The organism is Antarctobacter sp. (assembly GCF_048262615.1).
Classification (GTDB): Bacteria; Pseudomonadota; Alphaproteobacteria; order Rhodobacterales; family Rhodobacteraceae; genus Antarctobacter.
In genome coordinates, this window is record NZ_JBLXFB010000049.1 from 1 (window position 1) to 12242 (window position 12242).

Genomic DNA, 12242 nt, shown 5'->3' on the forward strand with positions numbered 1-12242 from the left:
TCTGGTCATACGCCTTGAAGTCACCGAAATACTTGGTGATCGCCGCCGTCAGCGTCGTCTTGCCGTGGTCAACGTGACCAATCGTGCCGATGTTGCAGTGCGGCTTGCCGCGTTCAAACTTTTCCTTACCCATCTTCAAGACGCCTCACGGTTAGGGGGGCCGTCGACGAGCCCCGAGAGTTTCATCGCGCGCCGTTTATTGAGTCGGACGGCGAAAATCAAGCGCCACTTGGGTTTTGCGCCGTGCCCCGGCCTGCTTTCAGCAGCCGCCGGCGATCTTGGGCGCGTTGCGGGCGGGCTTGTAGTCTTCGGTGAACCAGCCGTCGCTTTCCATCTTTTCGCGCAGCCACTTTTCGATGTCCTTGGCGGCGGTCTCGGCCAGACGCTGCATCTGCTCCTCGCGGGTCAGTTCCAGCCGCGTCTCAAAGACCTGAATCACCATGACGTCATGCACCTTGGGATTCATCTTGATGCAGTTGGCGTCGTCGTAGATCGTCGCCGTCACATGCAGGGCAGATTTGCCCGGAACAATCGGGGGCGGCAGCGAATAGGCGATCACCTTGACGCCCAGATGATAATAGCTGTCCCCGTCGAACCGGCGAAACCGGGTTTCCAGCGCGCCGTCCATGGCCTTGATCCACTCTTCCGGCGTCGCATCGCGCGACACCAGCAGCTTGGACGGCGCGGGTTTTTCGGTGACAACCTCGGCGTGGCCGAGCAGGAAATTCCCCATAGGCTCTGTCGGCCCGGTCAGGTCCTGCGTGGCATCCGTGCAGGCAACCAGCCCCAGCGCCAGCAGCAATACGGCAGCGATCCGGATCATATATATCCCTCCTTGATGGCCCCTCGACAGGTGCCACCCGCCTGCGTGCATTCACTCGCCAAAATTGTCGACCCCCTGTCCGTGCCTATCTTCGCAACAGCGACCAAGGAGCCACAGATGGCCAGGCGGTAAACCGCGGCCCTTAACACCCAAACAAACGGGCATCACGGCAGAAAATCCGCCCGGCCACCGGTTTGTCCCGCCAATGACCCCGCGGGTCACGTTTTCGTCAGAGCAGGGAGGGGGGGGCGCCGTGCTAGGTGCGGTTCGCGCCCGGAACCCACAAGACATCCGCCCTGCCGTCGTCATTGGCAATGCGGGCCGCGACAAAGAACCAGTCCGACAGACGGTTGAGGTATTTGACCGCCTCGCCGTTCACCGACTCCATCGTCGCCAGTTCCACGGTGAACCGTTCCGCCCGCCGCGCGACCGTGCGACAGTGGTGCAGATGCGCCGCCAGCGCCGACCCGCCGGGCAGAATGAAACTGCGCAGCGGCTCCAGCACGCCGTTCATCACGTCAATTTCCGACTCCAGCCGGGACACCTGCGCCGCAACCATGCGCAGCGGCGGATACGCGCGCTCCGCGTCCTTTTCCATGTCCGGCGTGCACAGATCGGCCCCCAGATCGAACAGGTCGTTCTGTATCCGGCTGAGTTGCGAATCCAGATCCCCCTCGGCCTGCAAGCGCGCCAGACCGACCACCGAATTCAGCTCATCCACGGTGCCATAAGACGTCACCCGCGTGGCGAATTTTGCCACCCGCGCGCCGTTGCCCAGCGCCGTTTCACCGGCATCCCCGGTCTTGGTGTAGATTTTGCTCAGAACGACCATGGTCAGCCCCCTCTTATCCAGACAAACAGCAGAATCAGCACAACGGCGATGAATTGCGCCGCAATCCGCCAGCGCATCGCCTTGTTGGCATATTTCTTGTTGAACGCACCGCCCTTGGCAAAACTGCCGATGCCGAAGAGCAGGACCGCCAGAACCGCCAGCATTGCAACGGCGACGACGATAAAGAGGGGATCATTGGCCATAACGCCTCCTGAGGCTTTGGACGACACATAGTGGAGCGGCGCGAAAAAGCGAGTGGACGGAAAGTCACCCCTTGGCCAGCATCCAGTCCAGCGCCCGACCGGGCAACAGACGCCGTGCGGTCTCCATCAGCCATGTGGCGCGGGTGACGAAATAGCGGGGGCGCGGGCGTGGGCTGTCCAGCGCGTGGATCAGCTTGGCCGTCACGGCGGAGGGCGGCAATTCAAAGGTATCGGGCGTGCCGCGATCCTCATACAGCCGCTTCAGCAGGCTGTCTTGGTATTGCGCGACGCGCGGGCTGGCCTTCCAGTCGATCCAGCGTTCGAAATGCGGGATCGAGTTCTGGCGAATGTTCGATGTGATTGGCCCGGTCTTCAGCAGGATGATATGGATCGGCGTGTCGCGCATCTCGATCCGCAGGGTGCTTGTCAGCGCCTCGGTGGCAAACTTGGTGGCATTGTAGGCCGCCCGCCAAGGGGCCACGACAATGCCCAGAACCGACCCGTTATTGACGATCCGCCCATGGCCCTGCGCCCGCATCACCGGGATCACGCGCCGCGTCAGGTCGTGCCAGCCAAAGACATTCGCCTCAAAGATCTCGCGCAGCGCCTCGGGCGGCAGATCCTCTGACGCGCCCGGCATTGCGTAGGCTCCGTTGTTGAACAGCGCATCCAGCGTGCCGCCGGTCGCGTCCAGCACCTGCGCTAGCGCCGCCTCGATGCTGGCGGCATCGCTATAGTCCAGACGGGGACTGTCAAAACCTTCGGCCCGCAACCGCGCGCAGTCCGCCTCTTGGCGGCAGGCAGCGAACACCCGCCACCCCCGCGCCTTCAGCCCATGCGCCGCGTCATAGCCGATCCCCGAGGAACAGCCGGTAATGAGAATGGATCGCCCTGTCATGCGCGCGCTCTACGGCTCAGGTGCCGGAAAGGAAAGGGGCACCGTAACGGCCCAGCCCGTCCGACGCCCCGGCGCGTGCCAAACGTGCCTCAGTTGGAGGCGGTCAGGAAATCGTCCGACATCCAGCCCAGAGTGTCGCCATCGACAACCCGCAGCTTGACCCAGCCGTCGCCGGTGTCGTCCAGCACCTCGACCTCGACTCCTTCATCCAGTTTGGCGACCACGTCATAAGAGGTCGCCGGACCGTCCCGCAGGTTCACGCGGCTGGCAGAGACAACCCGCAGGTCCCGAGACTCGGGCACAAACTCCGGGGCCAGCGCCTCGCCCATCTTTGTTCCCAGAGGAAGTGAGGTGCCCAGCCCCGCGATCCGGGGCATCGGTGCGGTCGGGTCAAAGGTGTCTTCCTCCGCAGGGATCGCCCCGGCCAATGCCAGCGCGATCTCGTCCACGGCTCCGGCGGCTCCGGCGACCGGCGGGCTGACAGGGGCGGATGCAGGCACAATCGCCGGGCGGACCTCTTCGGTGCGGGTGCGGGGGACCGCGTCGGCGGGCGGCACAACCGCCTTCACCGACTTCGACGGCAGCGGCTGGCGGTCGCGCAGGGACGTCACGCGCGGCGCGGGAACAGGGTCGATCACGGGCGTCGGGGTCGGTTTCAAACCTGCAAGCGAGGGCCCGTCCGGCCCCCTGCGCGGCGCGGATGTGTCCGGCTCGGCAAGGATCGTCACACCGTGCTGCCCCGGCACAAAATCGCTGCCGCCCGACAGCGCGTACCAGGACCACCCCAGTACCGCAAATGTCACTACCATGATGCGAACCATCTTTACCCCCCCTCACTGCCGTACGCCAGTTGCGTCCACCCCGGAGCGCGCTGACTGTTTTTAAGCGATTCCCGGTTTTCCTCTAAGGGAAAAACCCGGATTATTCCCCGGCCCCGCTTGCTGCGGCGACGTGGCATGGATATTACCACATCTATGGATGACGACGCCGATACCCCCAACATGCCCGAACGCGACCTTGCAGAGCCGCTGCGCCGCGCGATTGGCGAGCGCTATCTGACTTATGCGCTCAGCACCATCATGCATCGGGCGCTGCCCGATGCGCGCGACGGGCTGAAGCCGGTTCATCGACGTATCCTATATGCAATGCGCAGGCTGCGACTTAGTTCCACCGGCGGCTTCCTGAAATCCGCCAAGATCAGCGGCGACACCATGGGGGATTTCCACCCGCATGGTGACACGGCGATCTATGACGCCATGGCGCGTCTGGCGCAGGATTTCACCATTCGCTACCCGCTGGTCGATGGCCAAGGCAACTTTGGCAATATCGACGGCGATAACCCCGCCGCCAGCCGCTATACCGAAGCGCGCATGACCATCATGTCAGAGGCGCTGATCGAGGGGCTGGACGAGAACTCGGTCGATTTCCGCCCCAACTACGACGGTCGCCTGATGGAACCGTCGGTGCTGCCCGCCTCTTACCCGAACCTGCTGGCCAACGGGTCCAGCGGCATCGCGGTGGGCATGGCCACCAATATCCCGCCGCATAACATCAGTGAGTTGATCGACGCCTGTCTGCATCTGATCCGCTCGCCCAATGCGGTGGACGATACGCTGATGCAATACGTCCCCGGCCCGGATTTCCCCACCGGCGGCGTGATTGTCGAACCGGCGGAAAACATCGCAGAGGCCTATCGCACCGGGCGCGGCAGCATCCGGTTGCGCGCCAAATGGTCGGTCGAGGATCTGGGCCGGGGGACATGGCAGGTTGTCGTGACCGAGATCCCTTATCAGGTGCAAAAGTCCAAACTGGTCGAACGCATCGCCGAGTTGATCCAGACCAAAAAGGTGCCGATCCTCGCCGATGTCCGCGACGAAAGCGCCGAAGACGTGCGCATGGTGCTGGAGCCACGGTCAAAGAACGTCGACCCGGACGTGTTGATGAACATGCTGTTCAAGAACTCGGATCTGGAAATCCGTTTTTCGCTGAACATGAACGTGCTGATCGACGGCGTCACGCCCAAGGTCTGCTCGCTCAAGGAGGTGCTGCGCGCCTTCCTCGATTTCCGGCGTGAGGTGCTGATCCGACGGTCGCGTCACCGCATGGCCAAGATCGACAACCGGCTTGAGGTACTCGAAGGGCTGATTGTCGCCTTCCTGAACCTGGACCGCGTGATCGACATCATCCGCTATGACGACGACCCCAAGGCCGCCCTGATGTATGAGGACTGGTCGCGCCCACATCAGGCCACCCTCACCCGCGCCACGGACGAAAGCGATTATGTCTCACCGCTGATCGGTGTCGACGTCGCCGCGCTGGAACTGCGCGAGGATCCAGAGGCAATTGCGCGCGGCGTGCTGGCCGATGACGGCACCGACGCCAAGGTGCCCGCGCGCTTTGCGGGCCGGTCAGAGGGTCTGTCCGATGTGCAGGCGGAGGCGATCCTCAACATGCGTCTGCGGTCGTTGCGCCGCCTTGAGGAACTGGAACTGGTCAAGGAACGCGACGCCCTGATGGAAGAGCGCGCCGGCCTTGAGGATCTGCTGGACAGCGAAGACCTGCAATGGAAGCGCGTCACGGACGAGCTGAAAGAGGTCAAGAAGAAGTTCGGCAAGGGTCTGGATCGCGGTGCCCGCCTGACCGCCCTCGCCGAGGCCGGAGAGGCCGAGGACGTCCCGCTGGAGGCGATGATAGACCGCGAGCCGATCACCGTGGTCTGTTCGCAGATGGGCTGGATTCGCGCCATGACCGGGCATATCGCACTGGACCGCGAGTTGAAGTTCAAGGACGGCGATGGACCGCGCTTTATCTTCCACGCCGAAACCACCGACCGCCTTCTGGTCTTTGCTTCCACGGGACGCTTTTACACCCTGTCGGCGGCGGCGCTGCCCGGCGGGCGTGGCATGGGCGAACCGCTGCGCCTGATGGTGGATCTGCCGAACGAGGCAGAGATCATCGACATCTTCATCCACCAACCGGGCCGCAAGCTGTTGGTGGCCTCTTCTGCCGGGGACGGCTTTATCGCGCCCGAGGATGAGATCATCGCCCAAACCCGGACCGGCAAGCAGGTGCTGAACGTGCGCGCCCCGGCGCGGGCACTGGTGTGCAAGCCGGTGACCGCCGATCACGTCGCCGTCGTAGGCGAGAACCGCAAGTTGCTGGTTTTCCCGCTCGACGAATTGCCCGAGATGGGACGCGGCAAGGGTGTGCGGCTGCAAAAGTACAAGGACGGCGGATTGTGTGACGCGCGCACCTTCCTGATGGAGGCGGGCCTGTCGTGGCAGGACCCGGCGGGACGCACCCGCACGGTCGATGCCGCCGAGCTTGGGGAATGGGTCGGCAAACGCGCCGGAACCGGCCGCATGGCACCGCGCGGCTTCCCAAGAGACAACAAGTTCAACTGAATGTTTCGCGCGCGAAACATCGCGCGTTAACAACAGGTTAACCGCACTCGCCTGCGCAACACCAATCCCGCCGCCAAGAGGTCCCGGATCAAATCCGGGACAGCGGGGCGCTTGGGTCCGGGCCGGATCATCCCGCCCCTGACCAGATCCGGGGCCCCGGCGATGCGCCACGCAACACCGCAGTTGCGCACCGGTCGGGAAACCGCCACTCTGCCCGCAGGACCGGCGGGGAGGCAGGGACCGTTTTGGAAGGGCACGGGACATCTCCGGGCGTGCAGGTGCAGGCCGAGGATGTGACGCAGGAGGTGCGGGACGACGGTCTGTCGACGCTGTTCGCGGGGCGTCGCTGGCCGCTGTTCAAGCTGACATTGGGGACCGGCGTTCTGACCGTGCTCAGCCTTGGCTTTTACCGGTTCTGGCAAAAGACCCGCATCCGCCGCTGGTACTGGTCCGCGATCCGCCCCGGCGGGCACCCGCTGGAATACGTTGGCGATCCGTTCGAGAAACTGCTGGGCTTCCTCATCGCGGTGGTCATTCTGGCGTTTTACATCGGTGTCGTGAACCTTGGCCTGATGTTCGCCAGCTTTGCGGTCTTTCAGGGCAATACCGCCGCCTATGCGCTCAGCTTTGTGGGGGTTATCCCGATCTGGTTCTACGCCCGCTACCGGGCGCGGCGGTACGTGCTGGCGCGCAGCCGATGGATGGGGCTGCGCTTTGGTCTGGCCCCCGGCGCGTGGGGCTATGCGCTGCGCGCGCTCTGGCACTGGGTGCTGACGCTGATCACGCTGGGCCTGCTGTGGCCGCGCATGACCTTCAAGCTGGAAAAATACCGCACCGACCGGACATGGTTCGGCGATCACAACATGGAACAGGGCGGGTCGTGGTTCATGCTGTTCTGGTGCATCAAATGGCATCTCGTTTCCATTGGCCTGCTGTTCGTCTCGACCATTGTGCTAGGCGCGGGGCTCGCCCCTCTGGCGGTGCTGGGATACGTCCTTGCCGGGCTCCTGATGCTCTATGGCGCGGTGTACTACCGCGTCGAAACCCGCAAGCGTATGGCCGGGGCCAAGCGTCTTGGCCCGCTGCGCCTGCACCTGACGATCAACCCGCTGCGGGTGTTCTGGATTGTGCTGTCGGGCTATGCGCTTGCGCTGCTGGTCTCGGCGATCCCCACCGCCTTTCTGGCTGTGCTGTTCCTGCGCCTGCAATCGGCGGAAACCCTGACAGAAATCGGCATGGCGGATCTGTCACAGATCTTTGCCGGGGCCGACCGCTGGCTGCTGGTGGGGATGACGGCGATGAGCTATTTCGCCATTTTCCTGCTCTGGTCGGCGCTGACGCAGGCCTGGGTCACGCTGCCCTTGATCCGCCTCTACGCGCGCGGGCTGCGGGTCGAGGGGGCCGAGGCCCTGCCCGCCATCCGCCAGCGCCCACGCGACGACCACCTTGAGGCCGAAGGCTTTGCCGAAGCGCTGGATGTGGGGGCCTCGCTATGAGCATCGTGCAGCACATGGGCGTCAAGCCACCGCCGTTCGAAACCGAGGGCGATTTCTTTGACGGCGAAACCCCGGTCGCGCGCCCCGTCTCCCTGCGCATCGACTCTGACAGCCGCACGTTGACCGGAGACGGTATCGACTGGCCGATAGACGACATACGCGAGGTCATGGATCAGGCCGGCAATGACCTGATCGTCTTGCGGCTGAAGGGCGACCCGGTGGCCCGACTGGTCCTGCGCCACGGCGACATCCGCGCACGCCTGCCCAACCGGACACGGCCCGCGCCGCTTGTCCGGCGCGGGCGTCTGGTCGGCTGGGCGCTGGCGGCGGTGGCCTCGGTGACGCTGATCCTGTTTGTTCTGGTGCCGCTGATGGCCGATCAACTGGCCGAATATATCCCGCCAGACGGCGAAAAGGCGCTGGGAGAGGTCACACTGACCCAGATCCGCGAGGCGCTGGACGACACCGGGTTGCATCCCATCGCCTTTTGCACCGCGCCCAAGGGCGAGCAGGCCCTGCGCAAGATACAGGCGCGGCTGACCGCGCAAATGGACCCGCCCGCCGACCTGTCTGTGCATGTTCTCAATCACGAGATGGTCAATGCCTTTGCCCTGCCCGGCGGCCAGATCGTCTTTTTCCGCGGTCTCATCGACGAGGCCGAAACCCCCGAGGAACTGGCCGCGGTCTTTGCCCATGAGATCGGCCACGTGGTCAGCCGCGACCCCACCCGGCACGCGCTGCGCTCTGCCGGGTCGATCGGGGTGCTGGGGCTGATCTTTGGCGATTTCGCGGGCGGCGCGGTTGTCCTGCTGTTGGCGGAACAACTGATAGAGGCACAGTACAGTCAGGGCGCAGAGGGGGCGGCGGATGTCTATGCCCATGACCTGATGATCCGCGCCGGTCTGTCGCCCGCCGCGCTGGCGGTGATGTTCGAACGGTTTCGCGCGCTGGGGGGCGACGCCGAGGGCTTTGTCGGTCATTTTCTGTCCCATCCCAGATTGGGCGACCGCATCGCCGCCGCCCGCAAGGCCGTGCCCGCCGAATTGCAGCCCCGGCCACTGCTAACCGCCGATGAATGGCAGGCCCTGCGCGATATTTGTGCGGGCGGATCGCTGTACTGACGCCGGACCGCAACAGCCCCCGAAAGGGCAGGCATTCCCGACTTTACGCGCTTGGCCCGGCCCCCCATCGTGGGCGTATCGACAGCGCGCTCCCTCACGCGCCCCACCCCGCGACCGAGAGATAGTAAAATGAGTACTGATCAGGATTTCATGGACATTCGTTATACCGGCGAAAAAGGCCCGCTTTTCAACCTCGCATTCAACACCGGCCTGCTGACTGTTGTCACGCTGGGCATCTACCGTTTCTGGCAAAAGACCCGCATTCGAAAATACATCTGGTCCTCGGTCAACGCGGGTGGCGACACCTTTGAATACACCGGCACGGGCATCGAGAAATTCCTTGGCTTCCTGATCGCCGTGGTCTTTCTGGCGATTTATGTCGGCATCATCCAGATGGTGCTGTTCTATGCGGGCCTGAACGTCATGGTTGACCCCGAGACCGCCTCACCCCAACAGGTCATTGCCCAGATGGCGGCGATCTACATAACCTTCTTCGCGGTCCTCCCCTTTATCCTTTACGCAACTTACCGTGCACGGCGCTACAAGATGGCGCGCTCTCGCTGGCGGGGTATCCGTTTTGGCATGGAAAAAGGCGCGTGGGGCTTTGTCTGGCGCGCGATGGGTTACGGGTTTCTTGCGGTCATCACGCTGGGCATCTTGACGCCACTACAAACTTTCAAGCTAGAGAAATATCAAACAGACCGCAGCTTTTACGGCTCTGCGCGCTTTACCCAAAACGGCAAATGGACCGATCTGTATGGGGCGATGACGCACCTGCTCATCGGTATCGGCATCCTTGTCGTCAGCTTTCTTCTCATCGGCGGCGGCGTAGCATCCGAGAATATGGCGTTGGCCGGGCTTGGCGGATTCGCGGCCTTTGTCGGCTATATCTGGGCTCTCATCGGCGGCATCCACTACGGGGTGCAGTCCTTTGCATACCTGACTGCAAACAAAATGTTGGGTGACGACATCCGCTTTACCGCCGCCCCGCGCACTGGCTTTGTCATCAAGACCTATATCCTCGGCGGCTTGCTGGTCAGCCTGTTGGCGTCGGTCGCCTTCGGCATCGTGGGCGCCATCGCCGCAGCCTTTATTCCATTGCTGGAAAACGGTGTCGGAATGGTCGCCTTTGGCATCGTGATGGCGGTCGGCTATGTCGTGGCGCTGGTTCTGACTCAGGCGCTCAGCCTGATCCTGATCACCCAGCCGGTTCTGGCGCATTACATCGAAAAGCTGGAGATCGTGAACGCCGAAGGCCTGAACCGCATCGCCCAGCGTGAGGCCGAAACCGGTGTTGACGCCGAAGGCTTTGCCGACGCGCTGGATATCGGTGGCGCGATCTGATGCAAAAGACAGAGGCGCATTTCTTTGATGGCCTCACGGCGGGGCGGCATGAGGTTCATGTCGCCCTGTCCGACGACCGGCAGGCCATGCTCATCACCGGCGACAGTCTGGCAGAGCCGCTGCGCTGGTCGCTGATGGACCTGCGGGCGCTCAGCGACACCTCTCACAAGGGTCGCCTGACGCTCACCCGCCATGCCGAGACCGATGATGAGGCCCCGCGCGACCCTGCCCGGCTGGTCCTGCACGACCCCGAGTTGATCGCATGGATGCACCGCACCCGGCCCGGCCTGTTCCGCCGGGATCTGCACAAGGGCACGTGGCGCAAGGTGTTTCTGTACAGCGGCGGCGCGCTTGTCGCCGCGGGGTTGATGTTGTTTGTCATCCTGCCCGCCATGGCCAACACGCTGGCGCAGATCATCCCGGTCGAACGTGAGATCGCCTTTGGCAAGGTTGTCACATCCCAGATGGAGCGCGTGCTGGGCCGCACCGACAAGAAATCCCTGCGCTGCGAGGACCCGGCCGGGCGGGCCGCGCTGATCACCATGCTGGCGCGGCTGACCGACAACCGCGAGATGGAGTATCAGATTTCGGCGCAGGTCTTCGATCACGCGATGGTCAACGCCTTTGCCGCCCCCGGCGGGCAGGTGGTGATCCTGCGCGGGCTGCTGGAGAGCGCGCAAAGCCCGGATGAGGTGGCGGGCGTGCTGGCGCATGAAATCGGCCATGTCGAGTCGCGTGATGCCACCCGCCACGCCCTGCGCACCGCCGGGTCCGCCGGACTGCTGACCATGCTTATCGGCGATTTCACCGGCGGGGCCGCCATCGCGCTGGTCGGTGAGCAACTGATCACCGCCGCCTATACCCGTGACGCCGAAGCCGCCGCCGATCTGTTTGCGCTCGACATGCTGGCCTCGGCCAATGTCGATGCGACCGGCTTTGCCCGGTTCTTCGACGAGTTGGGGGATTTGCAGGGCATCGAGATCCCCGCCTATCTGTCGACCCACCCGGTGACTGCTGAACGTGCTGAACAGGCGCGCGGCTTTGCACAGACCCAGTCCGGTACGCGGCCGATCCTGAACAAGGCCGAGTGGCAGGCGCTGCGCGCCATCTGCCGGTGATCCGTGACCCCCGCGCTGCAACACGCCGTCGACCGGGCCTGGCAAGAAATTGACGGGCCGGTTCCCGACAGCCATCAGGCCTGCACCGACTGCTGTATGACACCGGAAAACAACGCCCGGTTTTTCCGCGTCCCAAGGCGCACCATGCCCGTCACGCTGCTGGATGACTGGTATCACGCGGCGTTCGGCGGCCCGGCCTCGCCCGACCTGCGGCGCTACCTGCTGCCCCGCGTGTTCGAGCTTTTGGCCCAAGGGACCGAACTTGGCCTGAGCGTCGAGCTGACGCTGGAGCGGTTCGAAACCGGACGGGCCGATCTGTGGACTGACCGGGAAAACGCGGTCATCGCCGAATATGAGGCCGCGCTGATCGACGCGCAAACCGCGGTGCCGTCACGTCTGGGCTGCCTCGATGACATTTTTTGCATGTTCGCCCGCGCCGGGCACGACATGACCCGCATCCTTGATCGCGTCTGGGCGTGGTCCGATGGCGCGCTGGTGACGCGCCTGCACGCCGACTGGTGCCATCGCGGCGGCGGTATCTGGCTCTGGCACACCGCCTTTTGGGAGAGCGACCGCCCCGGTCTGGCCAAGGCATCGGCACAGGTGATGGACTGGTATCGCAGCCCGCTTTTGCAGGAACGCTGTTTCGACATCTGCCTGGATGAGAGCCAGAGCGAGGCGGTACAGGCCATGGCCGGACAGCTTTACGACGGGTTGCTTCACGTCTGATAGCGCAACCGGTCCGATTGAAATCGACCACATACCGAAAAACGTTCCGTCATGGCGACGCGCAAAGACAATAACGCGACGATTTTTCGCTGTTTCCACCTGTCCGGGCGGGCTACACCACCCTGCAAGGAAGTTTCGCGGGCCCTCCCGCGGGCATGACAAACCTGAGGAGAGACACGCAGATGAAGGTCCTGGTACCGGTCAAGCGCGTGATCGATTACAACGTGAAAGTTCGCGTGAAGGCGGACGGATCGGGTGTCGATCTGGCAAACGT

12 protein-coding genes and 1 pseudogene are annotated in these 12242 nt (G+C 63.8%); 7 read left to right on the top strand and 6 right to left on the bottom strand.

What is annotated here, in order from left to right; translation table 11 throughout:
• From ACN0S5_RS23410 to ACN0S5_RS23435, 6 genes are all read right to left on the bottom strand, one after another.
• Positions 1 to 133 (bottom strand): GTP-binding protein (locus ACN0S5_RS23410; protein ID WP_370273275.1); only part of this gene is annotated, 133 nt, incomplete at its 3' end.
• A 126-nt stretch (positions 134 to 259) separates the two neighbouring features.
• Positions 260 to 823 carry a hypothetical protein gene (locus ACN0S5_RS23415; RefSeq protein WP_417211643.1) on the bottom strand — a complete coding sequence of 188 codons (564 nt, stop codon included), beginning with the start codon at positions 821 to 823 and terminating at the stop codon, positions 260 to 262.
• A gap of 256 nt (positions 824 to 1079) precedes the next feature.
• Positions 1080 to 1655, bottom strand: coding sequence for a cob(I)yrinic acid a,c-diamide adenosyltransferase (locus tag ACN0S5_RS23420; protein WP_417211644.1), 576 nt, complete (start codon positions 1653 to 1655; stop codon positions 1080 to 1082).
• Positions 1656 to 1657: 2 nt separating this feature from the next.
• Positions 1658 to 1858 carry a twin transmembrane helix small protein gene (locus ACN0S5_RS23425; protein ID WP_417211646.1) on the bottom strand — a complete coding sequence of 67 codons (201 nt, stop codon included), beginning with the start codon at positions 1856 to 1858 and terminating at the stop codon, positions 1658 to 1660.
• 64 nt (positions 1859 to 1922) lie between these two features.
• Positions 1923 to 2756 carry an SDR family NAD(P)-dependent oxidoreductase gene (locus tag ACN0S5_RS23430; protein ID WP_417211647.1) on the bottom strand — a complete coding sequence of 278 codons (834 nt, stop codon included), beginning with the start codon at positions 2754 to 2756 and terminating at the stop codon, positions 1923 to 1925.
• A gap of 89 nt (positions 2757 to 2845) precedes the next feature.
• The gene (locus ACN0S5_RS23435) at positions 2846 to 3565 is read right to left on the bottom strand and encodes an SH3 domain-containing protein (RefSeq protein WP_417211648.1); all 720 of its coding nucleotides are present in this window, start codon (positions 3563 to 3565) and stop codon (positions 2846 to 2848) included.
• A 165-nt stretch (positions 3566 to 3730) separates the two neighbouring features.
• Between ACN0S5_RS23435 and ACN0S5_RS23440 the strand changes: the two genes are divergently transcribed.
• The 7 genes and pseudogenes from ACN0S5_RS23440 to ACN0S5_RS23470 form a co-directional block, all read left to right on the top strand.
• A complete protein-coding gene (locus tag ACN0S5_RS23440) occupies positions 3731 to 6160 on the top strand; it encodes a DNA topoisomerase IV subunit A (protein ID WP_417211654.1) in 2430 nt (809 codons plus the stop codon).
• A 272-nt stretch (positions 6161 to 6432) separates the two neighbouring features.
• The gene (locus ACN0S5_RS23445; protein ID WP_417211649.1) at positions 6433 to 7656 is read left to right on the top strand and encodes a YjgN family protein; all 1224 of its coding nucleotides are present in this window, start codon (positions 6433 to 6435) and stop codon (positions 7654 to 7656) included.
• Positions 7653 to 8777 (top strand): M48 family metallopeptidase, encoded by a 1125-nt coding sequence (locus ACN0S5_RS23450; RefSeq protein ID WP_417211650.1) that lies wholly within the window; start codon positions 7653 to 7655, stop codon positions 8775 to 8777. Before ACN0S5_RS23445 ends, ACN0S5_RS23450 begins: the two co-directional genes overlap by 4 nt.
• 129 nt (positions 8778 to 8906) lie before the next feature.
• Positions 8907 to 10121 (top strand): DUF898 family protein, encoded by a 1215-nt coding sequence (locus ACN0S5_RS23455; protein ID WP_417211651.1) that lies wholly within the window; start codon positions 8907 to 8909, stop codon positions 10119 to 10121.
• Positions 10121 to 11239, top strand: coding sequence for a M48 family metallopeptidase (locus ACN0S5_RS23460; protein WP_417211652.1), 1119 nt, complete (start codon positions 10121 to 10123; stop codon positions 11237 to 11239). Before ACN0S5_RS23455 ends, ACN0S5_RS23460 begins: the two co-directional genes overlap by 1 nt.
• Before the next feature lie 3 nt (positions 11240 to 11242).
• Complete coding sequence (locus ACN0S5_RS23465; RefSeq protein WP_417211653.1) at positions 11243 to 11968, top strand: hypothetical protein; 726 nt, start codon at positions 11243 to 11245, stop codon at positions 11966 to 11968.
• Between the two features lie 182 nt (positions 11969 to 12150).
• Positions 12151 to 12242 (top strand): annotated as a pseudogene (locus ACN0S5_RS23470) (electron transfer flavoprotein subunit beta/FixA family protein); the annotation flags it as partial.